Genomic DNA, 22,241 nt, shown 5'->3' with positions numbered 1-22,241 from the left:
ATTTGTATTAAAGAATTCCGATAATTGCCAATAGCCTGATATGCGTAAGTTTGACGTTTGTTTGTGCCGTTGTCAGATTAAACTTAGCTTCCAGTAAAGCATTTTCGGCTTCTAGAAGATCGGTAAGAAGTGATTCCTGGTTTATGTAGCTACTTCTGATAACACGAACAGTTTCGGCGGTTTTAATGATATTTTGCTCCGCTGTTTCCATACTCTCCAAAGCCTGTTGCCGCTGCAAATAAGCTTCTTTTACCTGAAGATAGATTTCATCTTTTTTAATGTTCGCTTTTTCTCTTGCCTCATTACTGACCACTTGGGCATGAGCGATGGAATGCTTGCTTTTGTATAGATTATCGATAGAAAACTGGACTTTAACCCCTGTCTGACCAAATCCCCATAAATCATTAGAATACGGATAGAATGAAATCTGCGGATAGGTGTAATTGTAAGTTGAATACAAGGAGACTTTAGGTAACAGCATCGCTTTTACCTGCTTGATGTTCATTTCGCTCAATTTGACAGTGCTATAGGCGATCTTGTATGCCGGCGATTTGTTAAAAGCGATGTCTACATAATCCTCATAGTCACCTTCAGTGATAGCGCTTAACTCGATTGTATCTTGGTATTTTATTGTCAGCTCAGCATCATTTTCACGCCCCATCAGGATATTGACCTGTTGTTTAGCGATTTCAATCTTCTTCGTAACATCAGAAAGGCTGAGCTCCAGTTGAGCTAATTTTACGGAGGTTCTCAATACATCGCTCTTTAGCACAGTGCCGTTTTTATGCAGGCTTTCTACGAGTGCCAGTTGTTTTTTTTCTGCGCCGATTTCTGCATCAAGAAAATCATGGAAATGCAGAAACTTGTATAGATCAAAGTAAGCCGCTGCAACATTATATTTTACACTGTGCTTTTGCAGATCAACTTCATATTGTATGCGTACCGCTTCTTCCTTTTTCATGACAATGTTTCTTTTGTCTTTACCACCATTGTAAAGATTGACGTTCAGGTTGTAACCCACGCCATAACCATACCCTTTTACAGGCACATCCTGTGGAGAAGAAAATAATCCATTGTCATAGATCAGGAATTTGGAATTGAGTTTTGCATCTCCACCAACCGAAAGTTCCGGCAACAAACGGTCTTTCGCTTCCAATATTTCTAAATTGCTCTGCTGGAGATGTAGGTCGGATAGTTTCAGTTGACGGTTATTTGTTTCGGCTACTTTCCAAATTTCTTCCAAACTTAATACCCGCGCATTTTCTATATGCTGGGCATAGAGTGATTGTACAAATAGGGCTAACAATATGCCCAAAATAGGGACTGTTCTATATTGTTTCATCGGTTTTCTTTATATATTTCTTTCCTTTTACTAGCCATGGTTTTACGATCTTTTTCAATTCATCAAAGGCAAAAGTTAAATCTACCATTGGCATAAAAGCATAGTTATACCCATAAGCAAACCAGAAGATATATGCACTGTCAATTTCTTCATCTGAATGATGTGATTTATTATCAGATTTTTGAGCTTGTGTTTCAAGTTTAAAATCTTTGTGAGATGTTATAATTTTATATTTCATAATGACTTTACTATTATTTACACGGCAAAATTATCCGGCATGGCGAAGTATGGTTTCATATAATTAGCCTAATATTTATTAAATTTGGCCACATGGAAATTCTTAGTCAAATAATACATATTGTTGATCAAAACCCTGATTCAATCCTCGTGATGCGACAGCAAACGGAGCAGCGTTTGCCTGCTCACCAGCACAATAAAGCTCAGTTGTTATTAGTTTATGGCGGGATTGCTTACTTGCAGACTGACGAAAAGGACTTCTATATTCCCTCAAATCATTATATTTGGATACCAAAAAATTATCGGCACAACCTGATGTTCAATACGCAGGACCTGTTTATTATCAATATCTATTTTCCGGAAGAAAGTGCTGGTAATTTTTATGAGGAATTGGGCATTTATCCAGTGAGTAAGCTCCTGGCAGAAATGCTCTCATTTAGTGAGAAGTGGCAAGGTGATTATTACAAAGGTTCGTGGGAGTATGAATTTTTAAATACGCTGAAAGGCGTATTATCAAAAGAAAATCTCAAAAAATTCTCCATACAACTTCCTACAACAGACGATCAAAGGCTCAATACCATAATCGACAGTTTTAGAAATCGGTTAAATGAAAATCTAAGTTTAGCGATGATTGCTCAGCAATCAGGAATGAGTGTTCGCAGTCTCACCAGATTATTCCAGCATAAATTGCACATTACATTTGTTCAGTACTTAAAAATGCTACGAATTATTAAGGCAATGGAATTAATCAACGATACAGATTTCAATATGACTGAGATTGCCTACGAGATTGGCTATTCAAATATAGCGGCTTTTAGCAATAACTTTTATCTGCTCACCAATATGAGACCTACGGAATTTAAAACGAAATAGCCTCTTTCCATTATGCAAAGCAACAATTGGTTCAACAAGTTTAAAAACATTCAGCGAAAAAGAACATTTTTGTTAATTACATTATTTACTATTTTTCACCATATAAGCTCTGCTCAAAAAGATCCGCAGTTTAGGGAAGCACTTTCAACCATGACAAAAGCGTCTATTTCCGGAGATATCGAAGGTATTCTAAGTCAAACATCGCCCCGTATAATTGAATGCATGGGCGGCATTGAGCAAGCAACAAAGGTGACCAATGAACTTTATTCTTCTCTTATAAAATACGGGGTTAAAATTGATTCCATGATTAACTATGTCGATATGGATATCTCGAAGATTGATGGAATAGCGTATTGCTTTATTCCCCAAATACTGGTCATGTCCATGCCCGAAGAAGACAAAATGGCGATCATCCTCAATCGATAGCATCTTTATCGATACAGCATCTTTTATTTTAAACGATTGAAACTTAGTTTCGTTTATAAGATATTGGTTGCGGTTTCAGCTGGAGCAGTGCTTTTTATTCAGAAGAAAGCGATTGCGCACTTTCGCTACAACCGCTTTCTGTGGTCTGTTCGATTAATTCTCGTAAATCACACCTTCGTAGCAAGCGCTATAAAGGTCTTTTAGGTCTTGTAGGCTAGGCTTACGCGGGTTAAAGCCAGTACATGGATCTTGCAAAGCATTTTGGGCCATATAATCCAGATTTTTTTCCCAGTCTTCCTTGGAAATGCCAAATGCCTTAAGGGAGCCAATATTGTTGACCGCAGCTCTTAGTTTTTCAATTTCCTGTGCCAATCCTTCGGCCGAATCTCTACCGACAAGTTTAGCCAAATCAGGATATCTTGTTGTAGCTGTCTGATTAAAACGGATCACATTAGGCAAGAATATCGCATTGGAAGCTCCGTGAGGGACGCCGTAGAGTGCACCTACCTGATGCGAGAGAGAGTGGACAATACCCAACCAGGCATTGTTGAAAGCCAGTCCGCCCATAAAAGATGCATCGTGCATATTTTGGCGTGCTTTAATGTTTGTCGGGTTATTGACCGCCTCTTCCAGATTTTCGAAAACAATTTCCAGTCCCCCTTTAGCCAAGGCATCGGCATAGTTATTTTCGATGTTGGACACATAGGCTTCCACACAGTGTGTAAGAGCATCTAAACCAGTATTGGAGGTAATATGTGCAGGCATCGTGGCACAAATCTCTCCATCGACAATAGCGATATCCGGCGTCAATTCATACGATACGATTGGATACTTCACCCCTTTTTCCCGATCAGTGATCACAGCCAATCCTGTGGTTTCCGTACCTGTACCGCTTGTTGATGGAATGGCAATGAATTTAGCCTTTTGACGCAATGTTGGCACGTTAAAAGGTTGGGTCATCGCTTCAAAATTTGCATCGGGATATTCATAAAACACCCACATCATCTTTGCCGCATCAATTGCCGAGCAACCTCCTAGACCAATAATCCAATCAGGCTGAAAATCAGTCATCACTGCAGCACCTCGAAGGCTTGTCGCTGATGATGGATCTTCTTCGACACCGTCAAAAACAGCAATTTCAAATCCTGCTTCGGTCAAATAACTTATGGCACGGTCCAAAGTTCCGCTTTTTTTCATGGATTGACCACCAGTTACGATGATGGCTTTTTTTCCAGTTAGATTTTTCAATTCCGACAATGTACCAGCCCCGTGGAATACTTCGCTGGCAACAAATAACTTGCTCATATATTTTATATTAAATTTCTGATGCAAAGTTACTGTGCCCGGGAAGGCAAATGTTATACTTTACTTACGATATGATATACATTTGATCCAAAACAACCACAGAATAGAAACGCATCAAATCACATAATAGACTTAAGTCTTATACATTTGCGCCAATTGCTGCTGCAGATTGGTTGGCGTTTCGTCCAGTTTGGCGCGCACAAACTTGTTCAGTGCCGCAGGTGAATTGAATCCGAGTTCAAAGGCAATCTCCTTATGCGAGTAGTTGGATAACAGCAGCAATTGTTTGATTTCATTCATAATCCGCGCATGAATGGTTTCTATAGAGGTCAGTCCTGCAATCTTGCGGGTAATTTCATTTAACTTTTTTGGAGACAGCTGTAATTTTTCTGCATACCAGCCCACGGTACGCTCCGTCTTATAATGCCTTTCCAACAATTCCAAAAATTTACCATAGATCTTTGCGTTTTCATTACTAAGCTGGCTGTTTCCCCATTTGGTATGGACAAATTCCACCAATTTGAGTAAGATGATTTTGATGTAGAAACGCGCTTGCTCCTTCTTGATCGATGTTAAATCCTGATATGATTTTTCGACCTGCTCCAGCAGCATCTCTATTTCTGAGGTTTCTGCCTCGGGCAATTCAATATGATTGAGCTTTACGGAGATATTGTAGTTGTAAATACTCAATTCGTTTTTCAGGATATCCGAACAGAATAGTACTTCGTCAAACAGGATCAATTTGCCTTCAAAGTCGTCGCTTAGCAACTCTTTGGCGGAGAGCTGACCGGGAAAGATGACACATATATGAGGTGCATTGACGGTATAACGGCGGTCTTCCACCTGCAGATTGAGCCGACCTTTTTTAACAAAAAAAAGGCAAAAATGGTCTTTTGTATGAGGTTCTCTATAAGCGGCGAGGGCTTCCCTGTCCAGATCAAAAATATGAAAAGGGGTGATTGCCCTTTCAGCTTTATATTGTATATCTTTTAGATGATAAACTATCATAGAGGCCATGATAAGCATTTATTCTGAATTCGTCAAATTTACTTTTTCGTCAAGCGAGCGTGAATAGAAAACCTATTTTCTCCTTCACATCAGAACATCCGAAGCTCTTCAATGAACGTTATCCAGTGAGAATCGTTCCTTAATTTTAAAAAAAAAAGGACTAATCTTTCGACTAGCCCCTTAACTAAATTATAAACGAATCCTTTATGGATCGGAGTATACTTTCTAAAAGCCCAATCCCTAAACCTAAGCTTAAAAATGGCCAGGCCTTAAACCTGACCATACAATTAAATCAACCGAAACTAAACTTCCTAAATTGAATCGATCGTCAATAAATAGACAAATGCTTGAAGTGATTGGTTTGATAAAAATAAAAAAAGGTCGAGTTTAGCACTGAGATAATACAGCCGTTTATTTAGGTTGTTTTTGCACTAAATACAACGTTATATTTGAATTTCTTAACTTTGTTCTATGGAAACAAAAATAGTCCGAAGTGTCTCTGAATTCAATAGTGAACTGAGATTGCAGGGTTTTAAAGCATTTCAGATTGAGGATGACAGTAATGCTACACGTGTTTATAGTCGTAAAGATTTCTTTAAAATATGCCTTACAACTGGTAAAAGTAAGATTCATTACGCAGATAAAAGCTTTGAACAAGAAGGCACGATACTATTTTTTGGGAACCCGCATATCCCCTATTCCTGGGAAACCATTTCTACGACCTATGCAGGTTATACATGCTTGTTTTCGGAAGACTTTTTAAGACAGGCCGACCGCGCGGAAAGCTTGCAGCAATCGCCGTTCTTTAAAATCGGAGGTACGCCGGTCTTAAAAATCACGGAGGATCAACGCTTGTTCCTTAACACACTTTTCGAGAAGATGATCGAAGAGCAAGAAAGTGACTATTCGTTTAAAGACGAACTCATACGCAATTACATCAACTTGATCATTCACGAAGCCCTTAAACTTCAACCGTCAGAAGTGTATACCCCTACCAAGAATGGTACAGCACGTATCGCATCGGTGTTTTTGGAACTATTAGAACGTCAATTTCCAATCGAAACACCTACAAGTCCGCTCAAAATGAGAACAGCGCAAGATTATGCACAAAACCTCAACATCCATGTCAACTATCTGAATCGTGCTGTAAAAGAAATTACGGGCAAATCTACAACGACGCTGATTTCAGAAAGAATCCTAACAGAAGCTAAAGCCCTGCTGTTGCACACAGACTGGAATATTTCAGAAATAGCCCGCGCACTGGGATTTGAATATCCTACTTATTTCAATAACTTCTTTAAAAAACTGACGGGAACAAACCCGAAATCGCTCCGGGAATCTGAGATTTGAAATTCTTAAGTTTTAGTTTGATAATCGTTAACACCTCCCCTTTATACTGATCTACCTTTGTATCTGTAATAATTAATGTAATACAGATATGAAAATAGCATTAACATTATTGGTCTTGTCTTTCCTGTTTTCTGATAGGACTTCCGCGCAGCATGTACAATCAAACCAAAATTTAAAACCGATGAATAGTTCGTCAGATCATTATACTTTTCAATTAAGCGATAAGGTAACCCGCAAAAAAGTAAGTTTTAAAAACCGTTATGGCATCACACTTTCTGGCGATTTATACATCCCTAAAAACACAGACAACAAAGTGTTATCTGCACTTGCCATCAGTGGCCCTTTTGGTGCAGTGAAAGAGCAATCTTCTGGATTGTATGCCAACCAAATGGCGGAAAGAGGATTTATTGCCTTGGCGTTCGACCCTTCCTACACTGGTGAAAGCAGCGGTTCACCTCGTAACGTAGCATCGCCAGATATCAACACCGAAGATTTCAGCGCAGCTGTAGACTTTCTAGGGCTGCAGAAAAACATTGACAGGAGCAAAATCGGAATCATTGGCATCTGTGGATTTGCTGGCTTTGCATTAAATGCAACGGCAGTAGACAAACGTATAAAAGCAGTAGCAACGACCAGTATGTACGATATGACGCGCGTCATGTCAAAAGGCTATAACGATGTGGTAACTGCAGCGCAACGTACACAAACATTGGAACAATTAGGCCTGCAGCGCTGGAAAGATGCCGAAAGTAGATCTTACGCATCTTCAACAAACAATTTACCGGAAAAATTGACTGGCAGTGAGCCTCAGTTTGTCAGGGAATATTTTGATTATTATAAAACAGCTCGTGGATTTCATCCTCGTTCTATCAATTCAAATGCTTCATGGACGGGAACTTCCCCCCTGTCGTTTATGAATATGCCGATTCTCTCTTATATCAAGGAAATTGCACCTCGCCCCATGCTAATCATTGCAGGTGAAAATGCTCATTCAAGATATTTCAGTGAAGACGCTTATAAAGCTGCTACCGAACCAAAGGAGCTAATGATTATCCCCAATGCAGTTCATGTTGACTTATATGATCAATTCGACAAAATTCCATTCGATAAACTGACAGCATTCTTTATCGCTAATTTAAAATAACGTACTTATTTCATTAAATTACATATAAAATTTAACTAGCTATTCCATGAAAACATCAGATAATACTTATCAGAAAGATATTTTTGAACGATTGAAAAAGAATAAAAATATTTCTTCCGATGATCCCCAAGAATACCGTTTGAAGCAAGCTTCTTTTGCTACAAAAGCATTATTGGTGCCTATGAATAATTCGGCTGATCCCAATGAGATAAGAAATCTATTAAGTCAGATTACCGGTTCAGCTATAGATGAAAGTACAACTGTATTTACACCATTATATATCAACTATGGCAAGAATACAACGATAGGAAAAAATGTCTTCATCAACTTTGACTGTGTTTTTTTGGATTTAGGTGGTATAATTATAGAAGATGATGTGTTAATCGCTCCCAAAGTGAGTTTATTAACAGAAGGCCATCCAATTGAGGCTGAAAACAGACAATCGTTAAATGTGGCTACGATCCATATCAAAAAGAATGCCTGGATCGGGGCAAATGCAACAATCCTGCCCGGTGTTACAATCGGAGAAAATGCTGTGGTAGCAGCTGGCTCCGTTGTCAGCAAGGACGTACCGGATAATACAGTTGTCGGTGGAATTCCGGCAAAAATCATTAAAAACATATAATAAAGAATTCAGATCATCTTTATATCGGATGGTCTTTATGAAGACCAAATTGCAAACTATATGAACGGGTTATTCGTTATCCCAATTATGGCGATAAGTTTATTCGCCTGCAACACTAAAACAGATCATACAATGAACACAGCAGAAATATTTCCCAAAGGGGAACCATTGCCTAAGGAATGGTTTACTGGAAATGCATTTTTAACCCCTTTGGTAGCAAAGGATAAAAACAATGATTTCTCGGCAGGTAGCGTAACTTTTGCACCTGGTGCGAGAACAAACTGGCATACACATCCTAAAGGCCAGGTTTTACTGGTAATCGAAGGAAATGGACTCTATCAGGAGAAAGGGAAACCGGCACAAGCAATCAAAAAAGGTGATGTTGTCAATATTCCTGAGAATATAGAACACTGGCACGGCGCAACTGCTACTACGAAAATGGTACATGTTGCCATCACTAATTTTAAAGAAAATGTTCAGGTTACTTGGCTAAATCCCGTAACAGAAGAAGAATTCAGTTTGGCCAATAAATAATAAAGCCTGTACTTGTTTTGAACAGCGCTTTATTGTCAGAACTCCGCCATAGCTCGATATCGATAGGCTCATGGTTACCTACAGTCGACTTCTAATCCTTGAAAACTAATTGGGTGACTTTAGCTTAGCGAAATTCTTGATCATGTCAATCTTTTTTTTCGAAAAATAAAAGAACTTAGTTTATATATAACCTAAGGAATCGGCTATTTCTTTGCCGGAACCGTAAGTTTCCACCATCAATATGACGTCCGGATTTATTTCTCTTATAATCTGTACCGCATGGGCTTTGCCATCCTCACTATCATTTGCTCCGTGCAATATATTCCATGACATCACCTTGAAGATTTCAGCTTGCTTTTGGGCTTCGCAGTTAAAGCAAAGAAATGTTAATGTTAAAAAGAAAATAGTAAACTTCATGTCGTGTCTTTATTAATTTATAGATTTCAAATTTAGAAGATTCATCAATGTATTGCAGGGCCAATATTAAAAAATAAATATATACAAACGGTGCCGATATCTTATTGTATCCGGCCGCTTTCGCTTTCGAGAGCCGATTTGCGATTACGTTGATCCTTAGTCGCTCCACTGCTGAACCTATAGTTGAAACTCAGACGTACCTGTCTTGATTCGTAGTAGCCATAGCTTGATGAAAGCAGTCCTGGTAAATTTTGCGTGTATTTAACTTGGTTACCTTTATAGATGTCGGTGATAGCCAGTCGTATTGTTGCTTTGTCTTTTAATACAGATTTTTGGAACGCAATGTCCGCTTGACTAACCGGTCTACTGATGGTATTGGCCCCACCGAGTCGTTTTGAATTGTAGACCACCGAAACTTCTGCCCTCATCTGAAAGGGGAGTTTGAAGGTCTGAAGGAGACCGGCACGTCCCGCAGTTTGCCTCAAGTTGAGATTTTGGTACTGGTCAAAGGAAACGTCATTATGGATATAATACAACAGGCCATTGAAAGTCATGTCCCACCAGGGCCTAGGCGAATAAGTCTGCGTCAGGGACAGGGACCAATGTTGCTGTGTCCCCACATTTTTACTGATCATCATGATTTTATCCTGTTCCAGTGTATCTGTTACTTTTGCATTCAATTGGTCTGTATAGGCATAGTTTATGCCTATTATTGTCGAATTTTTCCCGGAATAAAGTAACGAAAACCTTTGGGTCAATGAAGGTACCAGGAAGGGGTTCCCTTTCCAGAATGAAAGCTCGTCAAGCATATATACAAAAGGATTGAGATCCTGATATGCTGGTCTTTCTATACGTTTGGCATAAGACAAAGACAGTGTCTGTTTAGCAGTCAATTGTGTGGCAATGGAAAAAAAGGGGAAAAAGTTAGTAAACTTTCTATTGATATGTTCGTTGAGATCTGCCCCATACCCCTGATAAAGTAGGGTACCATTGGAGCTAGCATATTCTAGTCGCAGTCCGCCCTGTAGAGACCAGGCACCAATGGACCGTTTGTAGTCAACATACGCACTGCTGATATGCTCATCGAAGTGAAAATCATTTGAACGTCTATTGTCTAGGCTATCTTCCGATTGTTTGACATGGTAAAAGTTTGCATTATTTTTCGAGCCTACTGCGGAGTATTTGGCACCTGTTTCCAACTTCCCACCCCACAACCGTGTTGCATAGTCCATTTTTAATCCTTTTAGATCAATATCGATATCATTAAGAGTACGGTAAAGATTTTCGTCAGTAACTACATACTGATTGTCACGGTAAATATTTGACCGCAGGTTTTTGTTCCATTTACCGAAGAGACCGTAATCGGCATCAATATTTAGACTATGCCCTATTGTATCTTCGTATTTGTAGTTCAGGTTAAAATTGTAGCGTTTCGTATTCTGGCCGTAATAATCGTTAATGGCATCCAGCGTTTCCTCAACCGTGGTGGAAGGCGGTGTTGTAATGGCTGTAGCGGTATTGGTGAGACCTCCTCCAAAGATAAAATTGCCATTTGCAAAAAAACCGACCGTATTCTTTTCGTCAATAAAATAGTCGATCCCGACTTGAGCCGCCATTTTCTGACGTTTGTCCACGTCGATCGTATGGCTGTCATACGACTTTCCATTTTGCTGGCGATCCGTACCATAGAGGAAATTGTAATACCCCAATGTATGATTGTAAGTTCCATAGACATTAATCCTATTAACCCGATAGTTAAATGCAAGGTTTTCCAATTGTTTGGGACTGACACCATAGGCAAAGGCCGTGGAAATGTTTCCATTTAATCCTTTTGTCTGATTTTTTTTGGTTTTGATATTGATTATACCTGCAGCTCCAGTGGCATCATATTTGGCACTTGGATTATTGATAATTTCGATGGATTTGAGGTTATTGGATGACATCGATTTCAATAGGTCACTAAGTTCTTTTCCTGAAAGAAAAGTTTGTTTTCCGTCCAGGAGGATCTGTACCCCACTTTTCCCATTGAGTGTAATGTCTGTATCGTTTTCTATCTGCACACCAGGGGATCTCTTCAAAGCATCGAAAGCTGATATATCCTGTGAGCCTATGCTATTCTCTACATGATAGACGACTGTACCTCCATCTACAGAAACAACTTCTTTTTACCTTCGACTTCTGCCGCTTCCAGTGTATTCTCCTGTCGGAGAAGATGCAGTGTCCCAACGTTGCCATTGGACGGATTAAACGAACTGCTCCTCAGCTCTTTATAACCAAGGTGCTTAATCAACAAATAATAGTTGCCCGTTAGTCTATGCGCAATCCGAAAACAGCCCGTGCTATCTGTCATTGAACTAGCTATCAGTTTGCTATCAATACTATATAAGCTTATTGTAGCCAGGAAAACAGGTACGTGATCAGGATTGACGACCTTACCCTGCACGATATTTTCCATAGCCTGCCCATAAAGGGCTCCGCTCCATAAGAAGAATATCCCAATTAATAAGAATTTTGGTAAAGAAGTCATTCGGTTTATAATAAAATCGTTTTTTCACTTGGGTTTACGAGATCATATCCTGTGACCTAGAATGAATGTTCATATTCTCCAACTAATATGCTTTAAAAAAGCTATTTTATTTCAAAATGCCAATGATAATCAATTAATTTTGCAGATGAATATCTCATAATGCGTCTATAAATTAACAATAACAAAATCTATAATACTTAAGATTCATTAAAGTTGCCAATTCTAAAATCCATCCAATCTTCTGCTTTCGTATATTCAATTACAGTTTGACACCTCATCCTTTCTGTGGCAACTGGCTTAAGCGTGTCATCGGCACCTTCCTTTTCATCTTATTGGTCCATACGATTGTTCTGTTACCGCGATGTAGCAGCAGAATTGGGTTTACGATCAAACATAACTGGTTTTTCACTTCCGTCCAATAGAATTCCTATACCTTGAATCTGACCGTCCACATCGCTAAAGAAGTTAAAGAGAAGATTACTTGGTTCAGTATCCGCTACCCCATTTTTATCGATAGACCGTGGGTCAAAAACATCATAATGTCGGTGGATAAGAACAACCCTCTCATAACCGAGTTCACTGTATAACTTGTTATCCTTAAGCCTTACCTCAATAATTCCATATGCAGGGTTTTCAAAAGAACCAGTATACTGTTTTAAGGAATGGGAAGGTTTAGTCGCTGCAACGGGCAACTTTTCTTCTTCTTCTTTTTTAATATGGCGCAGTGAGTCGATTTCAGCCTTTTTTTCACCATTCCAGTCGATTGGATTCAAACCAAGAAGTATATCCGCTATAGAATTTCTGACCACCGTAGGAACTTTAGATACGTTTTGATTGGTTAATACGACAATTCCGAGTGTATCTGTTGGAAAAAATGCCACATTCGCAGAAAATCCGTTAATATTTCCACCATGTTCTACTTGATAATGTCCTCTATAGGAGCCAATCATCCAGCCTAAACCATAATTGGAAAGGAAGACATCTTTATGTTTGTCTGGTAAAGCTGCATCCATCACCATTTGGGAGCTCGCAGCCTCATTTATATAATTTGCAGGAAGTATTTCTTTCCCATTGAAATAACCTCGGTTGAGCCAAACCTTGAGCCAATTGGACATGTCATTAGCACTGCTATTTATGCTTCCTGCTGGCCCCATACCACTAATATTATAATAATCAATCAGTTTTATCGCGTTATCTTTGGAAAGTGTATAGGGCAAAGAAGCATCGCTGTCTCGTTGAAATGCTAAGAGATCGGTATTAGAACGGGTCATTTGTAAGGGGGTAAAAAACTTTTCTTGTATATTTTGTTCCCATGTCTTACCACTCAATCGCTCCACAATCATTCCTTGAGCAAGGTACATGAAGTTATTATAGAACCATTTCATTCGCAGGCCTGAGCTGGGTTTCATAAATCTGACCCGCGAAATCAGACTATCTCTATTTTTGCTATTGAACAGAAACCAAGATAAATCATAGCGGGACAAGCCTGTCCTATGCGCCATTAGGTCTTTAACAACGATTTGATTATCCATCTCATCATTGTAAAACCGCAACGTTGGCAGTAAAGATACCGCTCGGTCCTCAAATGTTAGATTGCCATCTGCTCTCAACAAACCTAACAATGAAGCAGTAAAAGCTTTGGAGCTTGAACCAATTGCAAAAAGCGTATTGGGTGTGACGGGTTTTTTATTCGCGAAATCACGATAACCAAATCCCTTATTATAAATTATTTTATCACCTTTCACAATAGCAACGGCAAAACCCGCCACATGATGATCTTTTAAAACTTGGCCGAGAACAGAATCAATTACTTCAAATTGATCTTTCTGCCCGCCTACTTTCCCAACCTGAGAAAATAGTGAAAAAGAAAACCAGGAACAAAAAATAAAGGTTAAAAGGAATTTCATATCAAGTTGGAATTTATACGAAAATACTTATTCAACTTGATTCCCGCAAACTCCTGAAGACATTGGCTTTAGCTATTTTATCCCCGGATGCTCCTAGTAAAAGAAAGAAGAATACTGGCGCTACAGAAGATTAAACTTCGTTAATTCTAGCGCTCACTCTTATCCCGCGATCTTATAAGTCAAACAATTCAGAAGTTTTAAAATGATTTTAAACTTCTGCATGACGATTTTTGTTTATTGAAGGAATTATAAATGGTTAAGGTACCCAAGAGTAACTCTTCGGTTGATGATAAGATTGTTTAATAGTCAATTTCATACGGTGTGTTCTTTTTAGCGACTAAGCTTTCTACCTATTCTAAATTATAAAAGCATTGACTTCCAATCGCGCCACCACCATATTCCAGCACAAGCCTGTCATTTACCATAATGTAAGTACAACCGTCATTATAAGCCGTTTTTAAGCTATCGGCAATTGGTTTATCAAACACATTAAAAGAATACATTCCCATTCCGCTTCGTTGAAAGCTAATATTACAAGGTTCTCCGCTTGTAATACCGATACAATTTGCATTATCTAACTTCTCTTTGAGAGTCTTTAAAGTCCCTCTTGTCCAACCAAGTTTTTGCAATAAAGAGTCTGCTTTATTCGAATTAATTTTCACATCCCAGTTACTTTCAAACTTGCCGTCCACCTCCAAATGAAAGATACCTACCATATTGTTATTCTCAAATTCTATATGAACTAATTTGTTAGGTAGAATTATTTTGTTTATATAATTTTTGACTTCATAAATCTCGGCTCTTTTTTCCTCAAAGTTTTCTTTAAGTTCCGTTACGGAATAATCTTTGTCAACACCGCCAAAACCAGCCATAAACAAACCGATACCAACAAAAAGAATTAAAAATCCAATCCCGAATAAAAATAAAAATATGTTTAGAATAACTCTCATTTGTCTGTGGCACACTATTAAACGAACATCTACATTATCAAACAACTATGGTATAATAAATGGTCTGTCCGTCTACAAAATCTAATAACCTATTCTTTAGTATAATTCGACTTTCCGTTTACATCCACCTGCTTACCTAAATACTTTGGTTTTCTATTTCTCATTACATCCAAAACAGCTTTCGTAACCGATAGTTTTTCTCTAAATGCATAATATTTATACCCCGGGTAAGCGCCTCGATCTGCACTATAGCCGAATGATTTTATACCCAATTTATCGCCCAGATAAACACATCTATTTAGATGATATTTCTGAGATACCAAGATTGCCGTATCAACATTAAATATATATTTTGCCCGGTACATGGTCGAGTAGCTATCGAACCCAGCATAGTCAATATAAATTTTTGCGGTATCGATGCCATTTTTCTGACAGTACAACTTCATTACGCTAAGCTCATCGTACTCGTCTCGTCCGTTGTCTCCCGACAACAATATTTTATCCACTTTGTGGTTTTTGTACAACGAAATCCCGGCATCGAGTCTATCTTTCAAATACCTACTTGGCTGATCACCATTGATACCAGCGCCAAAAATGATGGCGACCTTGGTTCTTGGCACATCTTTAAGTTCCGTGAAAATCACCGAATCTGTTTTAGCCGTTACATTGCTATTGGTTATCACCACAACAACCAGGGCTACTACACATAGAGCGACGACCACTAAAATGAACCTTTTAATCTTTTTCATTAGCTTGATTTGTTCATGATAAACTTATCATTTTAAACACAAATTTAACAGTACAACCTATTAAAAATCGAACCAATTATAATTCGCTGAAGATAAATTATCATTCGTAGGCACTTACGGGCTTTTCGGTATATTTCATATGGCTATTGATGCACTAGAATTCAAACATAACCAACATCGCTTTATGATCGGTTGGCCACACGCCTTCGGGTAGCAGGAAATTATCTTTACTATCTTTTTCCTGCTTCTGCCCATACTTTACGGTTTCCACAGGACCGACAATGTTAGCTTTTACTGCCTTCAACGGCTTTTTGCTGCGGTAATAAACGTAATCGATCCGATCCCGATCATCCGCTGTGGGTGCCCATGCCAATTTCTCAATAGGAACATCCTTGTTAAAAGCAGGGTAAGTAAAACCAGGATGACTGACCGGATTGGGATATAATTGACGGAAGCTATCTATAAATCCGGCTTTTTCTAATAAAACCGAACAGTCCCAGGGAACCACTGCCCCACGATGGTCAAAAAGATCTTTTGTTGCCAATGTCCAATCCAAATGCGAAGGCTCATTAAAATCACCTGCAATAATAAACGTTTGTGATTGATCCTCTTTCTCTACATCGCTCAGGATATCCTGGATAGCTTCATCACGTTTGCTTTTACGATTAGCCTCAATAATGGTACCTACGTCTGATACAGGACGATCTAACTTTTTCCAGGTCACACCATCATAACCACGTGGTAAATAGCAGGCATAATTCGTGTAGTCCAAGTGTAAAGAATAACATACAAAAGAACGCTTTCCAATCTTGATCTTACTTTTTAAAACACCGCCCATAGTACTATCTTTTTCATAAAGCATATGCTGTGATTCAATCGGATATTTGGAAATAAAACCGACATCCAGTTTTGCGTCACTGGACTGGCCAAAATATATAGCCCCCTTAGCTTTGAGTTCCGTTAGTATACGCTGAATAAAGTCTGTTCCCTTGTAATTGCGGACTTCACTAAAGAGAACGACATCTGCATGCTTGGCAATAATTTCGTCTGCAATCGCAGGAAACCCATTCGGCACGACAGTCCCCTCCTGCCAGATATTGATTTGCAGTACCTTTACCTCATTTTTTGCCTGAGCGAAGAGCATATGCCCTAAAAGGGTTATCACCAAAAGCAATATAATTTTTCTTAATTTCATTGGAGTTGTCTATTTCTATGAACAAGTATTACCACAACGTTCTTATCGAAATGCGGTTTCTACCATTATCTTATAAGCGAGTTTCTTACTTATTTCTGTAATAACCAAATAATTTTATCCACATTATCAACTCCACCCCATTGTCGTAGACTTGCTTCATCAACTTTTTCCCGATTTGTATCGAATTCAGAAGTAGGATACATCCAACGCAAAGGCATTTCCGTATTTGTAACATTTTGATCAGCTTCAATTGAATAGCATTATATTTAGCAACATTCCAAAATTTATTAAATAGCGAATTATTTAATATCTTAGCCATACAAAGTTTTAGCATAACGGATGGCAAGCCAAAAGTGGGTGGCATATTCATAAATTGTCGCCCGAATGATGAATGGAACTATTATGCTGGTCCCTGAGTAAAGGCACAAAATACCGAAATAAATATTCAGACACCACTGGTCATTAACAATTAAAAAAGCATTAGCTTCGATATCGCTTTTTCACTTAAACGCCTTTAAGCAGTGTGTGAATATGCGGCTAAAATCAGATCAGCCTGAGTCGGGAAGCCTAACAATCAAATACGATGAGTTTGAAACAAACGTTTTATAAAGTACGAAGTTCTAAAATAGTTCAGGGCATTCTAATAGCCAACATTTTTGCATTTCTAATTATTGGTATGCAATCTTCATTGCTGCCCAAGGATGTGTGTGTACTTGTCTTTTCTGAGTTTGTGATTATTCCACTGTTGATGGGTATTATTATGGCTTGGTGTTGGAAAGATACCAACATGAGAGGAACACAAATAACGGCATGCTCTATCTTGGGTAGTCTCATGGCTATCTTACTGAGCTTTATATTCTTAGGTGAAGGCATTATTTGCCTCTTAATTGTTTCCCCTCTTATTTTTGGTTTTGTTATCGCAGGCGCCTTTATTGGAAGGTCAATGTTTAAAAAGAGTAATCAAAAATTGAATATAAGCATTGTTAGCCTGTTACTTGGAATTTTTATTGTTGACTCCCTGAGTGATCATCATCACGAAAATATGGTCTCCGATGAGATCTTGATTCATGCGAGTCCAGCACAAGTATGGGAGCACGTGGTCGCCTTCGATCCGATATCTCAGAAGGAAAGCTATTGGCTCTTTAATATAGGAATGCTGAGCCCAATGGCCACAACGGTAAGTGAGCATAAACTGGGCGCAAACCGAAAATGCATTTTCAGCAACGGATATATTTTCGATGAGAAGATTGTAAAATTTGACGTCAATGAAAACTTAGTTTTTGATATCATTGATCAACCCAAAGACCCTGAAATTATGGGACATATAGATATCAAAAGAGGTCAATTTATGTTGAAAAACAATGGAAATGGTACCACCACCCTTATCGGGAACAGTTGGTATAATCTCCATGTCTTCCCTACTTGGTATTATGACCTTTGGGCAGAAAGTATCACTAGGAATGTCCATTTCCGAGTAATGGAGCATATTAAACTATTAAGCGAGCGATAACCTATGTTTTCTTTTGTGGTAAGAAAACTTGGCTTTTTAAAGGATATCCCTTTATTAGCCATCCTATTTGATAGTCTTATGAGACTTTGGATGTTCATTGCGAAGCCCGAACTGCTACATTGGATCGATGACCTGGAAGAAAATGTCGAAGGTATGCCCGGGACGACGGTTGGGATACATAAATATGGCGGGACTGCGTTCAATTATTAGGGAAAGGAATTCGCACATGTACATAGCAATGGTTTAGTGGATATTTTATTAAATAAAGAGCTAAAAAAATCATTAATGATAGACGGAAAAATCAAGGACCATCATCTATTTAAAAATTCAGGATGGATCAGTTTTTACCTTCACAATAAGCAAGATGTTGCCTATGCCTGTTACCTCTTGCAAAAGGCTTACGACCGTGCTAGAGAAAAACAGAATTCTGTATTCTGTTAGACAGGCTTTGATCTTCATGAATTGTTCAGTCACTGCAATAATTAGCGAGCCTAGTCCGACAGCAACTGATTTTTCTCTCAACATGGTCATTCTGAAAACGCTTTGACCATATGCAGGAACTTTCCATAATTTGGAAAGTCTATATCTTTTATAATTAATATCTTTGCCGTATGAATATTGAACAGATCAAACAACCTTTCCTCAAAAAATTCCCTGGAGATTTTTCCAATAATCCTACACAGCGAGGCACGCCAAAAGTGTTATTTGCTACGATCGAACCTGCTGGGTTTGAACAGCCTCAACTGATTGCTTTCAACGAGGCTCTTTCTGAGGAAATAGGGCTGGGTAAATTTGAAGAAAAGGATCTTAACTTTTTGGTAGGATCTCACCTACCCGACAATATTCAGACCTACGCTACAGCTTATGCGGGACATCAATTTGGTAACTGGGCCGGACAACTGGGCGATGGTAGGGCTATTCTTGCAGGAGAAATTACCAATGCCGCGGGTAAGAAGACCGAAATTCAATGGAAAGGAGCTGGTGCAACGCCCTATTCAAGACGTGCGGACGGAAGAGCCGTATTGCGGTCTTCTGTACGTGAATACCTGATGAGTGAAGCCATGTATCACTTGGGCATACCTACTACCAGAGCCTTAAGCCTGGCCTTTACGGGAGAAGATGTTCTTCGGGATATCATGTACAACGGCAACCCACAATACGAAAAAGGAGCCGTGGTAATCAGAACCGCCGAAAGCTTCCTTCGCTTTGGACATTTTGAACTGATGTTTGCTCAGGGGGAGCACAGCTTATTACAGGATCTGCTTGATTTTACGATTGAAAATTACTTCCCTGAAATTGTTTCATCCGATCAGCAGAAATATAAAGATTTTTTTGAAAATGTATGTAACCGCACGGCAGACTTAATGGTAGAGTGGTTTAGAGTAGGTTTTGTGCATGGGGTAATGAACACAGACAATATGTCGATCTTAGGCCTAACGATCGATTATGGTCCCTATTCAATGATGGATGAATATAATTTAAATTTCACGCCCAATACGACGGATCTACCAGGAAGGAGATATGCATTTGGAAAGCAGGCACAGATTGCAAACTGGAATTTATGGAAACTTGCGAATGCCCTCCAACCTATCATCAACGATGAAAAATTCCTTGAAAACACCCTAAATAATTTTGGCGTTTATTTTTGGGAAGCTCATGACAAAATGCTTTGCAAAAAATTCGGATTTGATGGGCTAAAAAAGGAAGATGAGGTGTTTTTTAACAACTGGCAAGGTTTAATGCAAGAACTCGCATTGGATCATACCTTATTCTTCAATAAATTGGAAAAAATAACTCCAGAAACTGATTTACATGAACATTTTAGCCCAGTAGCTTACGCTGTGTTAAATGAAGAAAAGCTTAGCCGACTTAAAGACTTCATGGAACATTATCAATCCCGCTTGCATTCAAATTCAATTTCAAAAGCTGAGTCCCTGGATTTAATGAAAAAAACAAACCCCAAATTTATACTGCGGAACTATCTGCTTTACCAATGCATTGAAGAAATTAATGCTGGAAAAACAGCAATGTTAATGAAACTAACGCAAGCATTAGAAAATCCATACCAAGAATTATTTCCGGAATTTTCCGTCAAACGTCCTTCTAGCTATGACAACACCGCAGGATGTTCTACACTCTCATGCAGTTCATAGTACGAGATCCCCCTCTCGTTACGCATTCAGGGGGAGAATTAAAGTTTAGGATTTGTAGATTTTCTAAAAATAATAATACTTAGTAGCCAGCCAACAAGTAAGCCTACTAAGAGATAAGACTCTAGATGCATATCTTGAAACCGAACGCTGGGTATATCACCATCCGAAGTAAACTCGGCCCTTCTTAACAGGTCTCGTATCTGAGCAACTTTAAATTTTAAATAAACCAAGCGCACCCAACACAATATAAGTCCCGAAGTACTGATAATTAGAAGGGAAAGCCGTTGATTTCTTAACGAAGATACTTTACAATAATTTTTGACTGACAGATACAGAAAAGGGAGAATTCCAAAAGAGAAAATAAAAATCAGTGTTGGTAAAACCTGGCCAGGTAGACGCCAGCTATCCTTAAACAAGGGGCTTTCACCTATAATTTCGGTTGTAAAAAACATTAAAAACCGATCTCTAATAAAAAAGGCAATTAGACACAATACGGTTGACAATCCAATAGCAATTTTGTATTCTTTCATCTTTTTCATTTCAATGAGCTGGGAGTAGGTAAAGCCGGAAACATAGGTTATCGACTTAAACCATTTTGGATATTGCTTTTACATTGTTCGATTTGCTTTTTCATTACTTTAAGTTCCCTTATCTTAGCATCTATCTGTTCCAATTTAAGATCGAGCACTTCCATTTTACTTGTCTGAGTTAGCTCTTTTTGATACCATGCATCAATAACCTGCTTAATTTCAGCTAACGTAAAACCTACAGCTTTTGCCATCTTTATGAACCTCAGTTTTTCGGTTACTTCATCATCGTAATAAACGTAGTTATTGGAAGTTATATCCTTTTTTGTCTTGCCAGAAATGAGTCCACTCTTTTCATAAAAACGTATAGTTCCAATAGGAATGTTCGCTTCCCTCGCTAGTTGACTAATTAATTTCACTTGATAATCAATAGTTTAAAAAAATATCACAAGTATAAAGTATACTTCATACTTGTTGGTTGTAAAAATACAGTTTAAATTTGTCTATAGAAAATCAATGGTCGCTATAAATATCTTTTTATCATGAAAACAGCATATTCCGACAAAGAACTTATTAAACTTGTACCCGGCTTCACAAGCAATTTTATCGTAATAAATGACATTTCAATCCATTATGTTCACGGAGGCAAAGGAGACCCCATAATTCTTATTCCGGGTTATCCAGAAACATGGTGGGCCTATCATCATGTAATGCCTATATTAGCAGAAAGCAACCAAGTATTTGTAGTTGAAATTAGAGGAATGGGTAGCTCGGATAAACCGGAAAATGGTTACGACAAAAAGAACATCGCCAAGGATATCTACAAATTAGTAAAGCATTTAGGCTTGGACAACGTTTTTATTGCAGGTCACGATATCGGTGCACATGTTGCTTTTAGTTTTGCTTGTAATTATCCTCAAGCAACTAGCAAATTGATACTGCTGGATACACCACATCCAGACCCAAGCATGTATCAGCTTCCTATGTTACCTGTTTTGGGGGGAACTTATCTATATCCATGGTGGCTAGCTTTTAATCAAGTAAAAGAATTACCAGAAAGGTTACTTGAGGGACGCATGTCAATCGTCATCTCTTGGTTATTTGACAACCTGCTGATTAATAAAGATAGCATAAGCCAATTTGATAAATCTGTTTATAGTGAAGCTTATGATAATAAAGATGCTATTCGTTGTTCCAATGCATGGTATCAAGCCTTTCCACAGGATATTAAAGATTACGCGAGCTACAGTAAATTAGAAATGCCAGTCCTGGCGATTGGTGCAAGTGGCTATGACCTACTGCTTCATTCATTACCGGAAATCACCCGTAATCTAACACTTAAAAAAAATTGAAAACTGTGGCCATTTTATTCTTGCGGAAAAACCTATTGAAACCGCCGAATTGATCAAAGCGTTTTTATTGACAATCTAATTTCGGATGAAATCAACTTGTAATAAAAAGC

Annotated in this window: 22 protein-coding genes and 1 pseudogene; 11 read left to right on the top strand and 12 right to left on the bottom strand. The window is 38.5% G+C overall.

Annotated elements, in window-relative coordinates; genetic code table 11:
* Positions 1-7: 7 nt before the first annotated feature.
* Positions 8-1,342, bottom strand: coding sequence for a TolC family protein (locus BV902_RS12065; protein WP_075992145.1), 1,335 nt, complete (start codon positions 1,340-1,342; stop codon positions 8-10).
* Entirely contained in the window at positions 1,329-1,580 is a 252-nt protein-coding gene (locus BV902_RS12060) for a hypothetical protein (protein WP_075992144.1), read from the bottom strand. Before BV902_RS12060 ends, BV902_RS12065 begins: the two co-directional genes overlap by 14 nt.
* A gap of 92 nt (positions 1,581-1,672) precedes the next feature.
* Between BV902_RS12060 and BV902_RS12055 the strand changes: the two genes are divergently transcribed.
* Together BV902_RS12055 and BV902_RS12050 are read left to right on the top strand one after the other, a co-directional pair.
* Positions 1,673-2,452, top strand: coding sequence for an AraC family transcriptional regulator (locus BV902_RS12055; RefSeq protein ID WP_075992143.1), 780 nt, complete (start codon positions 1,673-1,675; stop codon positions 2,450-2,452).
* A 12-nt stretch (positions 2,453-2,464) separates the two neighbouring features.
* Positions 2,465-2,878, top strand: a complete 414-nt coding sequence (locus BV902_RS12050) for a hypothetical protein (RefSeq protein WP_075992142.1) — start codon at positions 2,465-2,467, stop codon at positions 2,876-2,878.
* Between the two features lie 153 nt (positions 2,879-3,031).
* Here BV902_RS12050 and BV902_RS12045 read toward each other — a convergent pair whose 3' ends face one another.
* Together BV902_RS12045 and BV902_RS12040 are read right to left on the bottom strand one after the other, a co-directional pair.
* Positions 3,032-4,183 carry an iron-containing alcohol dehydrogenase gene (locus BV902_RS12045; protein WP_075992141.1) on the bottom strand — a complete coding sequence of 384 codons (1,152 nt, stop codon included), beginning with the start codon at positions 4,181-4,183 and terminating at the stop codon, positions 3,032-3,034.
* A 132-nt stretch (positions 4,184-4,315) separates the two neighbouring features.
* Positions 4,316-5,191: an AraC family transcriptional regulator gene (locus BV902_RS12040; RefSeq protein WP_172840670.1), complete on the bottom strand. Its 876-nt coding sequence runs from the start codon at positions 5,189-5,191 to the stop codon at positions 4,316-4,318.
* A gap of 471 nt (positions 5,192-5,662) precedes the next feature.
* Between BV902_RS12040 and BV902_RS12035 the strand changes: the two genes are divergently transcribed.
* From BV902_RS12035 to BV902_RS12020, 4 genes are all read left to right on the top strand, one after another.
* Entirely contained in the window at positions 5,663-6,541 is an 879-nt protein-coding gene (locus BV902_RS12035; RefSeq protein WP_075992139.1) for a helix-turn-helix domain-containing protein, read from the top strand.
* Positions 6,542-6,629: 88 nt separating this feature from the next.
* Entirely contained in the window at positions 6,630-7,685 is a 1,056-nt protein-coding gene (locus BV902_RS12030; RefSeq protein ID WP_075992138.1) for an alpha/beta hydrolase, read from the top strand.
* A gap of 46 nt (positions 7,686-7,731) precedes the next feature.
* Positions 7,732-8,310, top strand: a complete 579-nt coding sequence (locus BV902_RS12025) for a sugar O-acetyltransferase (protein WP_075992137.1) — start codon at positions 7,732-7,734, stop codon at positions 8,308-8,310.
* A gap of 132 nt (positions 8,311-8,442) precedes the next feature.
* Positions 8,443-8,844 carry a (R)-mandelonitrile lyase gene (locus BV902_RS12020; protein WP_083663811.1) on the top strand — a complete coding sequence of 134 codons (402 nt, stop codon included), beginning with the start codon at positions 8,443-8,445 and terminating at the stop codon, positions 8,842-8,844.
* A 180-nt stretch (positions 8,845-9,024) separates the two neighbouring features.
* Here the strand turns inward: BV902_RS12020 and BV902_RS12015 are convergent, their stop codons facing one another.
* The 7 genes from BV902_RS12015 to BV902_RS11985 form a co-directional block, all read right to left on the bottom strand.
* Complete coding sequence (locus BV902_RS12015; protein ID WP_075992136.1) at positions 9,025-9,261, bottom strand: endonuclease/exonuclease/phosphatase family protein; 237 nt, start codon at positions 9,259-9,261, stop codon at positions 9,025-9,027.
* Between the two features lie 101 nt (positions 9,262-9,362).
* Positions 9,363-11,357 (bottom strand): outer membrane beta-barrel family protein, encoded by a 1,995-nt coding sequence (locus BV902_RS12010; protein WP_335682277.1) that lies wholly within the window; start codon positions 11,355-11,357, stop codon positions 9,363-9,365.
* Positions 11,358-11,407: 50 nt separating this feature from the next.
* The gene (locus BV902_RS12005) at positions 11,408-11,788 is read right to left on the bottom strand and encodes a carboxypeptidase-like regulatory domain-containing protein (protein WP_075992134.1); all 381 of its coding nucleotides are present in this window, start codon (positions 11,786-11,788) and stop codon (positions 11,408-11,410) included.
* Positions 11,789-12,141: 353 nt separating this feature from the next.
* The gene (locus tag BV902_RS12000) at positions 12,142-13,695 is read right to left on the bottom strand and encodes a serine hydrolase (protein WP_075992133.1); all 1,554 of its coding nucleotides are present in this window, start codon (positions 13,693-13,695) and stop codon (positions 12,142-12,144) included.
* 350 nt (positions 13,696-14,045) lie between these two features.
* A complete protein-coding gene (locus tag BV902_RS11995; RefSeq protein WP_075992132.1) occupies positions 14,046-14,645 on the bottom strand; it encodes a hypothetical protein in 600 nt (199 codons plus the stop codon).
* A gap of 89 nt (positions 14,646-14,734) precedes the next feature.
* A complete protein-coding gene (locus BV902_RS11990; RefSeq protein ID WP_216640466.1) occupies positions 14,735-15,394 on the bottom strand; it encodes a SanA/YdcF family protein in 660 nt (219 codons plus the stop codon).
* Positions 15,395-15,548: 154 nt separating this feature from the next.
* Positions 15,549-16,589, bottom strand: coding sequence for an endonuclease/exonuclease/phosphatase family protein (locus tag BV902_RS11985; RefSeq protein WP_075992131.1), 1,041 nt, complete (start codon positions 16,587-16,589; stop codon positions 15,549-15,551).
* 583 nt (positions 16,590-17,172) lie between these two features.
* On the opposite strand from BV902_RS11985, the gene BV902_RS11975 reads away from it, so the two are divergent.
* The 4 genes and pseudogenes from BV902_RS11975 to BV902_RS11965 all read left to right on the top strand — a co-directional run bounded on the left by BV902_RS11975 (position 17,173) and on the right by BV902_RS11965 (position 20,252).
* Positions 17,173-18,099, top strand: coding sequence for a hypothetical protein (locus tag BV902_RS11975; protein WP_075992129.1), 927 nt, complete (start codon positions 17,173-17,175; stop codon positions 18,097-18,099).
* Between the two features lie 15 nt (positions 18,100-18,114).
* On the top strand, positions 18,115-18,309 hold the full coding sequence (locus tag BV902_RS27110) for a hypothetical protein (protein WP_157626024.1): 195 nt from the start codon (positions 18,115-18,117) through the stop codon (positions 18,307-18,309).
* A gap of 12 nt (positions 18,310-18,321) precedes the next feature.
* Positions 18,322-18,540, top strand: a pseudogene (locus BV902_RS27310) (luciferase domain-containing protein); the annotation flags it as partial.
* Positions 18,541-18,710: 170 nt separating this feature from the next.
* Positions 18,711-20,252, top strand: a complete 1,542-nt coding sequence (locus tag BV902_RS11965; RefSeq protein WP_075992128.1) for a protein adenylyltransferase SelO — start codon at positions 18,711-18,713, stop codon at positions 20,250-20,252.
* 577 nt (positions 20,253-20,829) lie between these two features.
* Here the strand turns inward: BV902_RS11965 and BV902_RS11955 are convergent.
* On the bottom strand, positions 20,830-21,198 hold the full coding sequence (locus BV902_RS11955) for a MerR family DNA-binding protein (protein ID WP_075992126.1): 369 nt from the start codon (positions 21,196-21,198) through the stop codon (positions 20,830-20,832).
* 123 nt (positions 21,199-21,321) lie between these two features.
* On the opposite strand from BV902_RS11955, the gene BV902_RS11950 reads away from it, so the two are divergent.
* Entirely contained in the window at positions 21,322-22,131 is an 810-nt protein-coding gene (locus BV902_RS11950; protein WP_216640465.1) for an alpha/beta fold hydrolase, read from the top strand.
* Positions 22,132-22,241 lie beyond the last annotated feature (110 nt).

The organism is Sphingobacterium sp. B29, from assembly GCF_001952815.1.
Taxonomy (GTDB): Bacteria; Bacteroidota; Bacteroidia; order Sphingobacteriales; family Sphingobacteriaceae; genus Sphingobacterium; species Sphingobacterium siyangense.
The sequence above is the reverse complement of the archived record's forward strand: the minus strand, read 5'-3'. Positions and strand labels throughout refer to the sequence as shown.